Below are 15,482 nucleotides of genomic sequence, written 5' to 3'. Positions count from 1 at the left end.
TGTAGGTCCCGTGCGCGGCTTCGGCCCGCTGTTCCCGACCGCTGCGATGCGTCGCGGAAGTGGGGATAACCCGAAAACGCGAGCTCTGATAGCCCCCTTGCTGGCCGCTCGTGACCGCTGCGAAGCTGTCCCGGTGCCGCAGCCTGTCCCGGCGGTCACTGGACGACCGGAAGGATGTGAACGTGGAGTCGGCGTCACCTCCGGAACTCGGCGCGGAGATCGGCCCGCCACCGCCGATGACGTCCGACCGACAGCGCCGGCAGAGCCGTGGGCTGCAGGAGTTCCGCTATGTGCTCGGCAACCTGGTCGTCGCCGTGTTCGGGCCGCTGTACGTACTGGCCGTCCTGTTCGTCGGGGTGGGTCTCGCCGTCGTCCTCGCCGGCATTCCCCTCCTGGCGCTCGGGCTGGCCGGCGCCCGCCGCTGGGGCGCGGTCGAGGCACGCAGAGCCAGGCTGCTGGACGTCTGGCTGGACCGCACGCCGCCGCCTCCGGTACGCCCCGGCCTCGGCGGCTGGACGATCGCTCACCTGACCGACGCCAGTGCCTGGCGCGTGATGCTCTACCTGGTGGCCAAACTGCCGACCGCGTCGACCGCATTCGTCACCGCGACAGCCTTCTACGGCCTGGGGGCGGTGCTGGCGACGTACCCGGTCTGGTTCCGCATGGGCGCCTCCGTCGCGGACGAGGAAGGTGTCGTCAAGCCGGAGACCACGCTCCGGTTCGACTCGTTCTACTTCGACACCTGGCTCAGCGCCCTGGCTCTCGGGCTCGCCGGTGTCCTCATGCTGATCCTGGCGCCGCGTGCGATTCACATCTCGCTGGCTCCCGACCGCCTGCTGAGCTGGATCCTGTTGCGCCCCGGGCGCGGAGCCGAGCGCATCCGGGACCTGGAGGATATGCGGGCACGAACCCTGGACGACGCGACCAGCGCTCTCCGCCGGATCGAGCGCGACCTGCACGACGGCGCACAGGCACGGCTCGTCACCCTGGCGATGGATCTCGGCCTCATCAAGCAGACGCTCGAGGACGACGACTCCGGGCAGAACAAGCAGCAGATACGGGATCTGATCGAGATTGCGCACAGCAATGCCAAGGAGGCGCTGACCGAGTTGCGGAACCTCGCCCGCGGCTTCCACCCTCCCATCCTCGACAGTGGTCTCGATGCGGCCCTGGCCAGCCTCACCAACAGCGTCAAGGTGCCCGTGGACCTGTCGATAGACCTGTACGACCGGCCATCACCGGCGATCGAGGCCATCTCCTACTTCTGCGTGGCAGAGCTGCTGACCAATGTGGTCAAGCACAGCGATGCGACCCGTACCTCGGTCCGGGTCAGTCAACGGCACGATATGATCCGCCTCGAAGTGCAGGACGACGGACGTGGCGGGGCCCGGATAGGGGCCGGTAGTGGTCTGACCGGGCTCGCGGAACGGCTTCGGCGGGTTGACGGGCGCATCACCGTCAACAGTCCGGTCGGCGGCCCGACCATCATTCGGGCACATCTGCCGTTGCGAGCGTGAAGCGGGGCACCTACATGCGTGTCGTCATCGCCGAGGACTCCGTCGTCCTCAGGGACGGCCTGGTCCGGATGCTGACGGCGCGCGGGCACGAGGTGGTCGGCGAGGTCGGCAGCGCCGACGACCTGCTGGCGGTAGTCGAGCGAACCGCGCCGGACGTCGCCATCGTGGACGTCCGGATGCCACCGACCCACACCGAGGACGGCCTGCTCGCCGCCATCAACCTGCGTCGCTCCTGCCCGAAGGTCGGCGTGCTGGTGTTCTCCCAGTACGTCGAAGTCCACCACACCGCGAAGATGCTGGCCGCCGGCGCCGGCGGTGTCGGCTACCTTCTCAAGGACCGGGTGGCGGACGTCAAGGACTTCGTCGAGGCGGTCCAGCAGGTGGCAAGCGGCGGCACGGTGCTGGACCCCGAGATCGTGACCCAGCTCCTGCAGGTACAGCAGCGCTCCCGGCAGTTCACCGCACTCACCCCGCGTGAGCGCGAAGTGCTGGCGCTGATGGCCGAGGGCCGCTCGAACGTCGCGATCGCCAAGGCGCTCACCGTCACCCCCGGTGCGGTGGAGAAGTACGTCACCAACATCTTCCTGAAGCTGGACCTGCCCGCCACCACCCAGGATCACCGGCGGGTGCTTGCGGTCCTGCGCTTCCTGGAGGGATGAGGCCCGGTTCCGGCCGCCCGGCGTCGGCCAGTGCTCCCGGAGCGGACCGCGGTTTAGGGGACAGCGGGACGGTCCGCCCTTGCCCCGGGGGGAGTGGGCAACAAGGGCGGACCGTGAGTGCGGTCTCGTCAGGATGCTGAGACCGGCACCTCCGCCGGCTGCGGAGACGGCTGCTGGTCATCGGCGCGGTGCAGGAACCGCGGCGCCCACCAGTTGGCCTTACCGAGCCAGATCATGGCCGCGGGCAGGACGATCGCGCGGATCACAATGGCGTCGATCAGAATCGCCACGGCCAGGCCGACACCGAGCTGCTTGAACTCCAGCGCCGTAAGCGTCCCGAAGACCGAGAAGACGCCGACCATGATGATCGCGGCGCTGGTGACCACGCCGGCGGAGCCGACGATGCCGATGCGTACCGCGTCGCGGATTGCTTCGCCCCGCCGGTACGCCTCCCGGATCCGGCTGACCACGAATACGTGGTAGTCCATCGAGAGCCCGAACAGGATGACGAAGAGCATCAGCGGGAGCCACGACACGATGCCCCCGTTGGAACGGAAGTCCAGGAGGTCCTCGGCCCAGGTGCGCTGGAAGACCAGCGTGAGCAGTCCGAAGGCTGCCCCCGCCGAGAGCAGGTTCAGGACGATGGCGGTGAGCGCGACCACGACGGAGCGGAACGTCAGCAGCAGCACGATGAACGTGAGCAGCAGGACGATGCCGACCACCCAGGGGAGCGCCTTGACCATCTCGTCGACGTAGTCGTGGTTGACGGCGACCTGGCCGCCTACCGCGTAGCGGGCACCCGGAACCGTGCCCACGGTCTCCGGCAGGTACTCGTCACGTAGCTTCTGCAGGGATCGCTCGGCCTGCTCGTCGCGCGGATCGAACGGCACACCGAGGCCCACCGTGGCGACCCTGCCGTCCTGGGAGGTCCGGATCGAGGAGATCGGCTCGGCGGCGAACAGCGGATCACCGCTCGTACGGTCGATCAGTTGGCGAAGTGCGGCGTTGACCGCGGCGGACTTTCCGGCAGGCGCCTCGACCGCGACGAGGTGCTCGCTGTTGGTGCTCGGGAAGGCGGCGGTCAGCCGCTGGTAGGTCGCGATGATCGGCACGGATGCCGGCATGTCCGTCGCCTGGACGACCTTGAGGCGCATGTCCGTCATGGGCAGCGCCATGGCGAGCAGCGCGAGCACCGAGATGAGGAGCGTGGCCTTGGGGAACCGCAGGGAGGGCTTCAGGACCGTGGCCCAGATGCTGCGGCCGCTCTCCCGGCGGCGCTCCAGCATCCGCCACAGGAAGGGCACCCGAGGCCGGTCGACCCACTTGCCGAGCTTGCTCAGCAGGGCGGGCAGGACGGTGACCGACCCGAGCACCGCGATCGCCACCACCAGGATGGTGCCCGTCGCTATGGAGGAGAAGTCGCTGTTGCCGACCACGAAGAGCGCCGCCATGGAGACGATGACGGCCAGGCCGGAGACCACGACGGCGTGACCGGAAGTGGCGGCGGCGATCTCCACGGCCTCGCGATGCTCACGCCCGGCCCGCCGTTCCTCCCGTTCCCGGCGGATGTAGAAGAGCGAGTAGTCGACGCCGACCGCCAACCCGATGAGCAGGATGATGCTGCTGAGTGCGCTGGTCGACGGGACCACGTGCGAGGTGACGGCGGACAGGGCGATCGCGGCGGCCACCGCGGTCAGCGAGAGCACCAACGGGATGCTGGCGGCGATCAGCGCGCCGAAGACGAAGACCAGGATGATCAACGTGAGCGGGATGCTGAAGATCTCCGCTCGCTGGAAGTCCTTGATCTGGGTGTCGCTGACCGCCTTGTTGGTCGAGGCGTCGCCGGCCATCTCCACCCGGAGCCCCGGATAGGCGCCCTGAACCGCCTCGACCACGCCCAACAGCGGCTCGACCCGCTCCGAGGCGGTCAGCTTGTCGCCGGTCATGGCGACCTGGACGAGCATCGCCGAGCTGTCCGGCGACGGCACCGGCCCTTCGGCCGACTCCACCTCCGGCAGCGCCCGCAGCCGCTGGAGCACATCCTGGGCGGCCCGGGTGCCCTCGGCCTTGTCGATCGAGCCACCGCTCCTGGAGGTGAGGAGGACGTTCTCCTGAGCGGGATCCTTGAAGTTCCCTTCCGCGACGATCTGCTCGGCGCGCCCCCATTCCCCCACGGCCGCCTCGACGGGCGTGACCATGCGCGTCCCGACCACTCCGCTGACACCGACGCACACCGCCACGAAGACGATCCAGGCACCGATCGCTCGCCAGGGCCGCACTGCGCTCCACCGGGCAACCTTGACAGTGGCTGGCTGACGAGCCATTTGTTTCTCCTTCAACGCAGACCGCTTCGGCCGTACCGCACACTCTGGATCAACTGATTGTCATCCTGGCAGGACGACCACGGCCCCGTCTTTGCCGTGAACCCCCCGTGTCTCCTAGGGGGTTAACCCCACCACCCGCCGGTGGACTCGGGTACGACGGCGGATCACGCGTGTGCGCGCATTGCGAGCGGCAGCGTCTGTACGCCGTAGAGGCCCGGGGCGGACAGGAACTCCGGCTTGCCGGCGATACGGATTTCCGCGTAGCGGTCGAGGAGGATATTCAGCGCGATTCTGGCTTCCAGTCGGCCGAGTGGGGCACCGATGCAGAAGTGGATGCCATGCCCGAATGAGAGGTGCGGGTTCGGGCTGCGCCGAATGTCGAACTGACCGGCCTCGACGAAGCGATCCTCGTCGCGGTTGGCCGACAGCAGCCACACGATGGCGAGGCTCCCCGCCGGAACGGCCACCCCGTCCACCTCCGTGTCCCGGGTTACCAGGCGGTTCGTCATGGTGATCGGGGGACGCCAGCGCAGCACCTCCTCCAAGGCGGCGGGGATGAGGCTGCGGTCCGCACGGACCGCCGCGAGCGCGTCGGGGTGCTCGTCCAGGCTCATCAGGGCGTTGCCGAGCAACATGGTCGTCGTGATGTGTCCGGCGAACAGCAGGTCCGCCGCGAAGCTGAAGAGCTGGTTGTCGGTCAGGGCGGTGCCGTCCACCTCGGCGCAGGCGAGTCGGCTCATCAGGTCGCCGGTGGGATCGTCACGCCGTTTGTTGGCGTAGTCGATGAGGTATTCCTGCATCTCCCGGACCTGCTCGGCCACCCAGTCGTTGATCTGGAACGCCGCCTCACCGACCTGGGCGTCATTGGTGGCGGTGATGGCGGCGTCGGCCCAGCGCCGGAACTTCGGCTGGTCGGTGATCGGCACACCCAGCAACTCCGCGATGACCGTCACCGGGAGCGGGTTGGACAGCGCCTCCACGAACTCCATCTCGTCGCCGGCCGCGTCGAGCAGGTCGTTGGTGATCTCGGTGATGCGGGGTGCCAGGTTCTCCACCATGCCCGCAGTGAACGCGCCGCTCACCAGGTTGCGTAGCTGGCGATGCCGCGGCGGGTCGGTCGTGGCGAGGCTGCCTTCGATGAAGTTCGGTACGTCTTCCGGGGCGGCGGCACTCATGTCCGACGAGAAGGCACCGGGATCGGCAAGCACCCGGGCCGCGTCCTTGTACCGGAAGAAATGGAAGGCCCCACTCTCCGCGTCACGCCAGATCGGCTGTTCCGTGCGCATCTGCCGGAGCCAGGCCAGCAGCTCCGCGCCGCCGTCTTCCGTGGTGGGTGGTTGGAACTCGAGACGCGATTCGGTCATGCCTGTGCTCCATTCGCTGTCATTCTGACGGTTGCCGAGGTTCTACTCGAGCTCGAAGACGACCGACGCGGTGAGGGCGTCGATGAGGTGCTTCTTGGTGAGATGCCAGCCGGCCTCGGCGAATACGCCGTCCCACTCGTCCATGGTGGGCATGTAGACGCCCATCATGTCGTGACCCACCTCGAAGCCCAGGGTGAAGACAGGGGTCTCGGAGTCGGGAATGCCGACGGTCCTGGTCGCGTCGCCGAGCAGGAACTTCTTCACATTGGGGAAGCGCTCACGGAGTTGACGCAGCGTCGCGACGCAGTTCTCCCGCGGCCAGAAGTCGTGCCCCATCATGAAGCACGTGAGCAGGTCGACCTCGGTGAGTTCGGGCAGGGAGTCGACAGCGCGTACGTCCGCCTGGTGGAACGTGATCCGGTCGGTCAGCCCGGCCTTGTCGCGGTCGCTCTCGGCGGCGGCGATGGCGGCCGGTGCGATGTCCAGGCCGACACAGCGGACGCCCGGGTAACGCTGGGCGATCTGCATGAGCCGTTCACCACTGCCGCAGCCGAGGTCTGCCACCACCGAGAACGAGCCGTTGAGGCCTTCCATGGCAGCCCAGAAGGCCGGGTCGAAGCACTTCGCGTTGATGTCCCGGCACGCGTAGCTGATGGCGGCCGCGTCACGGTTGTAGAAGTCACCCGTCCGGTTGGCGTTCTTCAGCACGGCGGGCATGTCGGTGAACAGGTCGGAGCAGCCCCGGCTCAGCCAGTGGAAGAACGACTTGGTCCGGTAGATCTCGTCGAAGCTGGCGGCGGGCGCGAAGACGGTGCCGTCACGGTCGAGCACACCGACGGCCACCATCGCCCGCAGCATCCCGTACGTGGAGGCGGCGTCGAGGTCGTTCGCGGCGGCGAAGGCCGACGAGTCCAGCTTTCCGTGCTCCCGCAGTTCCTCCAGGGCGCCAAGCTCCCACGCGGCAGCGATGGCCCAGGAGGCGACCGCGGAGTTGTAGATCTGCGCGGCGGCCCGGACCGAATCCTGGGCGGATGTTTCGGTGATCATGATTTCTCCCCTTGCCGATGATGGGACGGCGAGCGATCCGGCGGTCACCCGCCGACGCTGACCATGGTCCGAGAGCACCGGTGGCCCGGACCACACGTTTCACTGGACGACGAATGCCCGGGCGGGGTTCAGGTCCCGCCCGGCTGCTCGACGCGGGCGGCGAGTTCGCGCGGGGTGTTGAACCGGTAGATGTCGCGGACCACGAGCGGTATCCCGCGCGATTGCAGGCTCCGGACCAGCCGGACGGCGAGCAGGGAGTTGCCGCCGAGATCGAAGAAGTTGTGCGCCTCTCCGGCGGACTCCCCGAAGACGCTCCGCCAGACGTCGAGGATCACGTCCAGCGGCTCGCCGCCCGAGGTGCTGCTGCGGCCCGAGGCCGGAACCGGTTTGGATACCGGTTCGGCGGGAGCCGGGAGACGCCCGGTGTCCAGCTTGCCGTTGGCTGTCAGCGGCAGCGCCGACAACTCGGTGACAGTGCTGGGCACCATGTAGTCGGGCAGCACGCGCGCGACCCGCTTGCGCAGGTCGGTGGGGCCGGCCGAGTCGCGGACGACATACGCGTTGAGCCGCGCCCCGGCCGGGTCGGACGGGTCGGGGACGTCGAGCACCACGGCTGCCGCGGTCACGTCCGGCTCGGCCAGCAGCACGGAGCGGATCTCGTCAAGTTCCACCCGGTGACCGCGAACCTTGACCTGGCTGTCCAACCGGCCGAGATGCTCGATCCGCCCGTCGGGGAGGAGCCTTCCCCGGTCCCCGCTGAGATAGATCCGCGTACCGTCCTCGGGGTCGATGACGAACCGTTCGGCCGTCAGCTCCGCGCGCCCCAGGTACTCCGCCGCCACACCGTCCCCGCCGACGGCGATCTCACCGGGCCAGCCGGCGGGCATCTGGCGGCGGTACGGGTCGAGGATGCGCACCGACCAGCCGGGCAGCGGGCGGCCAACGGAACGGGAGGAGGCGAGCGCCTCGGCGCGGGTGATGGTCTGGGCGGTCACGTGCACGGTCGTCTCGGTGATTCCGAACATGTTGACGACCCGGCACCGCGCCGGCGGGCATGCGTCGAACCACCGCGTGAGCACGCGGGCGTCGAGACTCTCGCCCCCGAAGACGACGAGACGCACTGACAGGCCGACCGGCTTGCGGCTCTCCAGTTCCAGGAGCTGGGTGAAGGCCGATGGCGTCTGGCTCAGCACTGTGACCTTCTCGTCGAGGAGCAGGCGCCGGAAGTCGTCCGGAGACCGCGTCGTCCAGTAGGGCACCACGACGAGCCGGCCTCCGGTGAGCAGGCAGCCGTAGATCTCCCAGATCGAGAAGTCGAACGACGGCGAGTGGAACATCGTCCAGACGTCGGATCCGGTCAACCCGAAGTCGGACCGGGTCGCGGAGATCAGGCGTGTCACGTTCACGTGCGGCACGACCACGCCCTTGGGCCTACCGGTGGAGCCGGAGGTGTAGATGACGTACGCGGGATCCTCCGGCTTGAGGTCGATGCTCAGCGGAGCCGCGGACCGCGGTGCGGCTTCCTCGGCGAGCTGCGCCAGGGTGAGCCCTGGCTTGTCGCCCACCGGCGGCGCTTCCGCGTCCAGGACGACGAGGGCGACGCCGGCATCCGCCGCGACCGCCGCCAGGCGCGCACCGGGATTGCGCGGGTCGAGCGGCACCTGCACCGCGCCCGCGGCCAGAACCGCGAGCAGCGTCGTCACGAGGTCCGTGGAGCGGTCCAGGCAGACTCCGACCCGGTCGCCGCTGCGCACGCCGTGCGCTCGAAGCACCCGTGCGAAGCGGTTCACCCGCTCGTCGAGCTGACGATAGGTCAGCCGGGTGGTACCGTCCCCGACGGCGACGGCGTCGGGTGTGGCCGCCACCCGGTCGGCGAAGGCGTCGAGTACGCAACGCCCGTCGGAACCGGGATCTCGCGGGGTGGCGCCCAGGGCGCGCAGCCGTGCGCGCTCACCGGGCGGCAGCAGGCTCAGCGAGGTCGGTGACGCGTCCTGCGGAGCCTCGGCCAACTGGACGGCGACGTGGCGGATCAGGTCACCGATGTCCTCCCGGGCCCACCCGGGCCGCCCGGGGTCCGCGCTCACCTCGACGGTGATGCCGTCACCGGACACCGTGACCGTGAGTGGATGGGGGCGGGCCGGGAGCGGCCGGTAGCCGGTGGCTCCCGCGTAGAGGAGCGGCGTCGAGGGGTCCGCCGGCTCCGGGGCCGGCCGGCTGAGCGCCTCGGCGACCGCTTCGCGGTACGCCCCGGTGCCGGTCGCCCCGGTGTCCACGGTGACGACGCCCACCCGCGGGCCCGCGTCGTCCTCGCGGAGCACGGTGACGCGGGGAGGATTGTCCGTGCCGTGGGCGGCCAACAGCAGACCCAGCGCGGCGACGACGTCGGCGAGCGCCGGCGGCGACGTGGCGGAGGTGGCCTCCGGGATCACTCCGGCCATCTGCGCCACCGCTTCCAGCAGCGCCCGGGAACCGGCGTCGCCCGCGACGACGACCAGGTCGTCGCGATCGTCGTCGTAGGAGAGGATCACCACGCGTACGTCCGTGGGGCCGACCGGGCGACGCACCTCCACGGCCCGGTGCCGCTCTGCCGAGGCGCTGCCCGACGAGCCGGTGACGGCGGTCAGCCAGACGCGTGCCGCTCCCCCACCCGGGGCCGCGGGATCGGCCAGGAGCCGGCTCAGGTCATCGAGGCGGCGTGACGCGTCGACGGTGGCCGGTAAGGGATACACCGCCGCGTGGCCGTACACGGTGGTCGATGGCATGTCGTGGGGCGAAGGCACCTTACCTCCCGAAAGGGATCGTCAGCGGGCGGTGTATGCGCCGTCGACCGTCAGCACCGTCCCGGTCGTGTGGTGGGATCGACCGGACGCGAGCCACAGGATCGCGGCGGCCACCGCGGGCGCCTCCACCAGCGCGTTGTCCGGTTGCAGCTGCACGAATGTGCTCTCGTGGTCGGCCGTCTCGACCTCCAGGCAGCGGGCGATCTCGCGCAGCATCCGGCCTTCGAGCACCTCGTCGTCACGGATCGAGCCCGGACAGACGGCGTTGACCCGGATCCCGTAGGGCGCGTAGTCCAGCGCGACGGCCTTGGTCAGGCCGATCAGGCCGTGCTTGGCGGCGACGTATCCGGCGAAGTTGCGGTAGCCGACAAGTCCGGCTGTCGAGGCGACGTTGACGATGCTGCCTGATCGCCGGGCGACCATCGACGCTCCGAGCGCCTTGATCATCCGCCAGGCGCCGCCGAGATCGATGTCGATCATCAGGGACCACTCCGGCTCGGTGACCTCGTGCACGACCGCCCCCGACGGCGCCGCGATGCCCGCGTTGTTCACCAGGACGTCGACCGTCCCGAACCGGGCGAGGGCCTCCCCGACCACCCGCTCGGCGGCAGCCAGGTCGCGGACGTCGGCCACTGCGGTCTCCGCCACGACGCCGGCCTTGCGGCACAGCCACGCCGTGTGCTCCAGCTGGCTCGGCGTGCCCAGCGGGTACGGGACTCCGGGCAGGTCCGCCGCGATGTCGACGAGCACGAGGTCCGCGCCCTCAGCCGCGAACGCCGTCGCGGTGGCGCGACCGACACCGCGGGCCGCGCCCGTGATGACGGCGACCCGCCCCGCCAGGCTGCCGCTCATGCCGTCACGGGTACGGACGGGAGGCGCCGCTGGATGAGGCGCAGCAGGCCGGGCCACGAGTCGACGAGGTACATGTGACCGCCCGGGACCTGCTCCAGGCGGAACGTTCGCCCGGCGATCCGCGCCCACTCGCGGGCGGCCGGTTCGTCGACGACCTCGTCCTCGATGCCCCGGATCGACAGGATGTTCGCCGGCAGCGGCTCCCGCGGCTCGTCGCCGTGGGTCGAGTGGTACGCCTCGTGCATGACCACGTCGGCACGCAGGGTCGGCAGCAGCAGGTCCCTGAGCTCGGGGTCGTCGAGGGCCGGGTGGTGATAGCCCGAGATCTCGCGGACGCCGGCGACGAACTCGTCGTCGGGCAGCGTGGCGATGCGCCGGCCACGCAACGTCCACGGTCCCGGGGATCCACTCACCACGAGGGTCAGGTCCAGCCCGGGTTCACGCGCGAGCAGCACCAGCGCGGTCTCGTACGCCAGCACCGAGCCGAAGCTGTGCCCGAACAGGACGATGCGTCCGGCGGTAGAGGCTGCCTCGGCGAGGTCGCCCGCGAGTTGTGCGGCAAGATCGCGCAGATCGCCGGGCAGCGGCTCGTCGTACCGCTTCTCCCGGCCCGGCAGCTCCACCGGGAGGACGTCCAGCGTCGTCGAGAAGCCGCGCCACGTGTGATAGAAGGAGGCACCGGCGCCGGCCGGTGGAAAACAGAATACAGGAATGGCGGACATGGACCCTCTCCCACCGGGAAAACGGCGAGCGGAAACGATCGGGCGCCAAGCCCGCAAACAGATCCCGGCACGGCGCTCGGTCCCGGAATATACCGACGCCCGCGTCGCCCTCCCAGCCTCCGTCCACCTTTTCGGGTAACCATTCATGCAGTCTTGAAAGTGATGTCCGGCCGCCTTCGGTGCTGATACGAACTGCAAACCGTGGCCCTGCACCGGGGTGGCGCACGGACGGAGGGATGACTGATGGCGATGAGCGGCGATCACCGGCAGGAGTCCCGCGGCACGGGGACCCCGTTGGTTCTCGTGGCCGGAACGGGCAGCAGCGGCCGGGTCTGGCACCTGCATCAGGTGGCGGCTCTGGCGGCGGCCGGGCACCGGGTCACGACCTTCGACAACCTCGGCACGCCAGGGCGGGGAGTCTTGAGGACGTACCGGATGAGCGAACTCGTCGACGACACGGTGCACCTGCTGGAGAGCCTGGACACCGGGCCGGTCCGGCTGGTCGGGTTCTCCCTGGGCGCCCGCGTGGTGCAGGAACTGCTGCTGGTCCGGCCGGAGTTGGTCAGCGCTGCGGTGCTCATGGGCACCCGTGCCCGGGCGGACCACTGGACCCTCGCCCTGGCCGCTGCCGACCGCGAGTTCGACGCAGCGCAAGGCACCCGGACGCCCCGGTCCGCCGCGATCGACCGGGCACTGAGGTATCTGTCACCACAGACCTTCCGGGACGAGCGCGCGACCCGCGACTGGCTCGAGATCTTCGAGCGGGCGGCCGGCGCCGGTGACCCGGTGATCGACCAGGTCGATCCCGCGGATCTGGCCGAGGACCGCACCGCCGCCTACCGGCGGATCCGCACCCGTTGCATGGTGATGGCCTTCGGCGACGACCGGATCACGCCGGCGCACCTTGGACGAGAGGTCGCCGACGCCGTTCCCGCGAGCGTCTACCGCGAGGTTCCCGGCTGCGGCCATTACGGGTATCTGGAGCGGCCGAAGGCCGTCAATTCCCTGATCCTCGAATTCTTCGGCGCTCATCCGAGTGTCTCTTCGACGTCTCCTGAAAGAGATTGCCGCTCTCCGGTCGCCCGCTGAGACTGCCGACAGGATATCGACGTCAGCAGGGAGAAGACGGCGTGGAGAGAATTGAGCTGACCACCGACGAGAGCCGCACGGTCGCCGAGCTGGTGCACCGCGTGCACGAGGAGTACGACGGCTGGGACGCGCACGAGCTCGTCGGCCGATGCGAGGTGGAGGCGGAGGCGCTACCGCAGCGACTGCGGCGGTTCCTGGTCACGGTGCGTTCGCACGAGGCGGAGCTCGCCGTCGTCTCGGGGCTTCCGCTGAGCGGGGATCTCGCGCCCACCCCGTCCGGCTGGGACGCGGCCGCGAAGACGGGCGCCGGGACTGTGGAGGAGGTCCTGCTGCTGATCTGCTCAGCCGCCCTGGCCCAGCCGTTCGGCTGGAGCAGCCAGCAGGACGGCCGGATGGTGCACGACGTCTGCCCGTCGCGGGGCATGGAGAAGTCCCTCACCAGTGCGAGCAGTTCGGTGCCGCTGTCGCTGCACACCGAGGACGTCTTCCACGACTGCCGCGCGGATTACGTGGCCCTGTTCTGTCTGCGCAACCCACATGACGTCGCCACCGAGTTGACCCGGATCAGCCGGGTCGACGTACCGCCGGAGTTGCGGGTGGTGCTGTCCGAGGACCGGTTCCGGTTCTATCCCGACGACTCGCACCTCGGCAAGGTTCTGATCGTCGAGGAAGACCGGGGAGCGCTGGCGAAGCGGCAGTTCACCACGGGATCGGTGCTGTTCGGGCCGGCCGAGCGTCCGTATCTACGATTCGACGTGGACTTCATGGCCGCGGAGCGGGAGGGCGACCGGCTCGCCGAGGAGGCGATCACGGCGATGCAGGAGCTGCTCGCCTCCTCGGTCGAGAAGGTCGTCCTGAAGCCCGGTGATCTGGGCTTCATCGACAACCACCAGGGCGTCCACGGGCGCAGCCCGTTCACCGCCAACTTCGACGGCACCGACCGGTGGCTCAAGCGGGTCAACCTGACGCGGGACATCCGCCGGGTCTACACGGTCAACAGGTCACGCTCGCGCGTTCTGGGCTGATCGACGGAAGTCGACCCGGCCGGCCGTCACCGCTCCGCTGGGGGATGGCCGAGCAGGGCGCCGGTGAGCCGGGCGTTCAGTGCGACGACCGCGCGGGTCGCGCGTGGGGCCGCCAGCAGCAGCAGCACTCCGACCAGCGCGGCCGCGAACGCCGACGGCCAGCTGTCGAGGGCGAGACCGCCCCAGACCTGACCACCCGGACGGGCCTCGCCGTCGGCGCCGACCACCGAGCCGGTCAACGGGAACCACAGTGGATATGTCAGCTCGGCCACGCCGCCTCCCCAGAACAGCAGGGTGACGGCGCTGGTGAGCATCGCCATCGGCAGCTTGACCAGCAGCCAGCCGAAGGCACGCCAGCCTGACCGATGGCCGATCTCCGACCGGATGGAGCCCATCAGCCCGGGACGACGCTCCGGGCCCTCCAGCACGCCCGCCGGACGGCGGAGCAGCGCGCGCGTACGCGCGCCTTCCCAGTTCGCCAGCCGCCGTGCGCCGGCGAGTGCCAGGCCAAGGAAGACCAGGCCCACCACTGTCACCGCGAGGATGAGCCCGGTCGCGAAGAGTGCCAGGACGAACGCCAGGCCGAACGTGACGATGAAGATGTCCGTGATGCCGTAGACGGCGTCACCGAAGGCGCTGCGGTCGTATCGGAGCCGGGACGCAAGGCCCTCCGGCCGGTGCAGCAGGGTGTCATGTGCATCCATGTACTCAGACTTTCAGCTCGGGCCGGGCGCTCCTATGGGACTGGCCCGGCATTCTCGATGTCGGGTTTTCCCCACCACACCGCGACGGCAGGGGTCACTCCACCGTCTCGGACAACCGCTCCACCACGTCCTGCGCGCGTAGCTTCCGCAGTGTGCCGCTGGCGGAGGTGAGCACCGCGAGGACCAGCAACGCGGCCGCACAGATGATGATCGCTCCATTGGCGCTGCCGAAGCCGACCAGGAAGCCTCCGATCAGCGGCCCCAGGGAGCCGGACACTCCACCGGACAGTTGGGAGGCGGCGCTCATCCGGCCACGCATGCCGTCCGGAGTGAGGGCCATTTGCACGCCCTGGATGCTCGTGGTCGCCGCGGGGGTCAGGAATGCCATGGCGGCGAGCACCACGCCGAAGCCGATACCGGCCGGTGCCACCAACAGCACGGGGACCAGGAAAGTGCAGAGCCAGGCCAGGCCGATGACCAGTGCGTACGGCCGCAAGCGCGTCGTCAGCGCCGGCGCCACCAACGCGCCGGAGAGCCCGCCGACCCCGATCATCGCGACCATCAGGCCGATCTCACCGGCGCCGACGCCCCGGTCGTTCGACACGATGATCACCACGAACAACACCGTGTTGAAGACGAGATTCAGCCCTACCGCGCAGAGGAAGGTGACTCGGATGCGCGCCTCACCGAAGACCCAACGCAGCCCGCGCATGGTCTCGTTCATGACGTTGGACGGCTCGACGCGGGGAGCGCCGGGCTTGAGCCGCACGAAGAGCAGCAGGACGAACGAGAAGGTGTAGGAGATGGCGTCCACGACGAACGGCAGCATCCTTTGCAGCCCGAACAGGAAGCCGCCGATGGCCGGACCGATGGTGATGCCCAGGTACGCTCGACCGGCGAGACCGGCGAGTGCCGTCTGATACTGCTCCGCGGGCACGATCTGCGGCAATGCCGCCTCCTCGGCTGGCGCGAACAGCGCGCCGAAGATTCCCTCGGCAGCCGCGCAGACGAGGATCAGCACGAAGCCCGCCTGGCCGAACAGCAGCGCGACGGCGAGCACGCTCATGCTGAGCGCGCGGAAGAATTCGCTCGTGAGCATCACCTTGCGGCGGTCGAAACGATCGACGATCGCGCCGCTGGGCAGCCCGCACAGGAGCCGGGCCGCCATGTTGGCGAAGCCCACGACACCGGCCTGCACCGACGAGCCGGTGATCGCCAGCGCCAACAGGGGGAACGCGACGGCGGAGGCTGCGGAGCCGAGCTCCGAGATGGTCTGACCGGTCAGCAGCAGAAGATAGTTGCGGTTGCGGGACAGCGGCACCTTCGGCGCCTGCTGCACCACCCCGGGATCGGGAGGACCAGGAACGGAATCCTGGATCTTGGGTGAGCTCATTGCATC

Annotated in this window: 12 protein-coding genes; 4 read left to right on the top strand and 8 right to left on the bottom strand. The window is 69.5% G+C overall.

The genetic code is table 11. The features are described 5' to 3' along the window. Positions 1-182 precede the first annotated feature (182 nt). Positions 183-1,517, top strand: a complete 1,335-nt coding sequence (locus GA0074704_RS07970; RefSeq protein ID WP_172880469.1) for a sensor histidine kinase — start codon at positions 183-185, stop codon at positions 1,515-1,517. A 14-nt stretch (positions 1,518-1,531) separates the two neighbouring features. Continuing rightward, positions 1,532-2,176, top strand: coding sequence for a response regulator (locus GA0074704_RS07965; RefSeq protein WP_088973532.1), 645 nt, complete (start codon positions 1,532-1,534; stop codon positions 2,174-2,176). A gap of 128 nt (positions 2,177-2,304) precedes the next feature. On the opposite strand, the gene GA0074704_RS07960 is transcribed toward GA0074704_RS07965, so the two are convergent. The 6 genes from GA0074704_RS07960 to GA0074704_RS07935 all read right to left on the bottom strand — a co-directional run bounded on the left by GA0074704_RS07960 (position 2,305) and on the right by GA0074704_RS07935 (position 11,265). Further along, positions 2,305-4,500 carry an MMPL family transporter gene (locus tag GA0074704_RS07960; RefSeq protein WP_088969900.1) on the bottom strand — a complete coding sequence of 732 codons (2,196 nt, stop codon included), beginning with the start codon at positions 4,498-4,500 and terminating at the stop codon, positions 2,305-2,307. Between the two features lie 164 nt (positions 4,501-4,664). Further along, positions 4,665-5,864, bottom strand: coding sequence for a cytochrome P450 (locus GA0074704_RS07955; protein WP_088969899.1), 1,200 nt, complete (start codon positions 5,862-5,864; stop codon positions 4,665-4,667). Between the two features lie 42 nt (positions 5,865-5,906). Next, a complete protein-coding gene (locus GA0074704_RS07950) occupies positions 5,907-6,911 on the bottom strand; it encodes a methyltransferase domain-containing protein (protein ID WP_088969898.1) in 1,005 nt (334 codons plus the stop codon). 128 nt (positions 6,912-7,039) lie between these two features. Beyond that, positions 7,040-9,673, bottom strand: coding sequence for an amino acid adenylation domain-containing protein (locus tag GA0074704_RS07945; protein ID WP_197697611.1), 2,634 nt, complete (start codon positions 9,671-9,673; stop codon positions 7,040-7,042). A 39-nt stretch (positions 9,674-9,712) separates the two neighbouring features. Then, entirely contained in the window at positions 9,713-10,543 is an 831-nt protein-coding gene (locus GA0074704_RS07940; RefSeq protein WP_088969897.1) for an SDR family oxidoreductase, read from the bottom strand. Next, positions 10,540-11,265, bottom strand: coding sequence for a thioesterase II family protein (locus GA0074704_RS07935; protein ID WP_088969896.1), 726 nt, complete (start codon positions 11,263-11,265; stop codon positions 10,540-10,542). The genes GA0074704_RS07940 and GA0074704_RS07935 overlap by 4 nt, the downstream gene beginning before the upstream one ends. Positions 11,266-11,508: 243 nt before the next feature. Here GA0074704_RS07935 and GA0074704_RS07930 point away from each other — a divergent pair, with 243 nt between their 5' ends. Together GA0074704_RS07930 and GA0074704_RS07925 are read left to right on the top strand one after the other, a co-directional pair. Then, a complete protein-coding gene (locus GA0074704_RS07930; protein WP_088969895.1) occupies positions 11,509-12,354 on the top strand; it encodes an alpha/beta fold hydrolase in 846 nt (281 codons plus the stop codon). A gap of 41 nt (positions 12,355-12,395) precedes the next feature. Further along, a complete protein-coding gene (locus GA0074704_RS07925) occupies positions 12,396-13,379 on the top strand; it encodes a Fe(II)-2OG oxygenase family protein (protein WP_088969894.1) in 984 nt (327 codons plus the stop codon). Between the two features lie 26 nt (positions 13,380-13,405). Here the strand turns inward: GA0074704_RS07925 and GA0074704_RS07920 are convergent, their stop codons facing one another. Next, positions 13,406-14,083 (bottom strand): sensor domain-containing protein, encoded by a 678-nt coding sequence (locus GA0074704_RS07920; protein WP_088969893.1) that lies wholly within the window; start codon positions 14,081-14,083, stop codon positions 13,406-13,408. A gap of 94 nt (positions 14,084-14,177) precedes the next feature. Continuing rightward, positions 14,178-15,476 carry an MFS transporter gene (locus tag GA0074704_RS07915; RefSeq protein ID WP_088969892.1) on the bottom strand — a complete coding sequence of 433 codons (1,299 nt, stop codon included), beginning with the start codon at positions 15,474-15,476 and terminating at the stop codon, positions 14,178-14,180. Positions 15,477-15,482: the final 6 nt, after the last annotated feature.

Source organism: Micromonospora siamensis (assembly GCF_900090305.1).
Taxonomy (GTDB): Bacteria; Actinomycetota; Actinomycetes; order Mycobacteriales; family Micromonosporaceae; genus Micromonospora; species Micromonospora siamensis.
The sequence above is the reverse complement of the archived record's forward strand: the minus strand, read 5'-3'. Positions and strand labels throughout refer to the sequence as shown.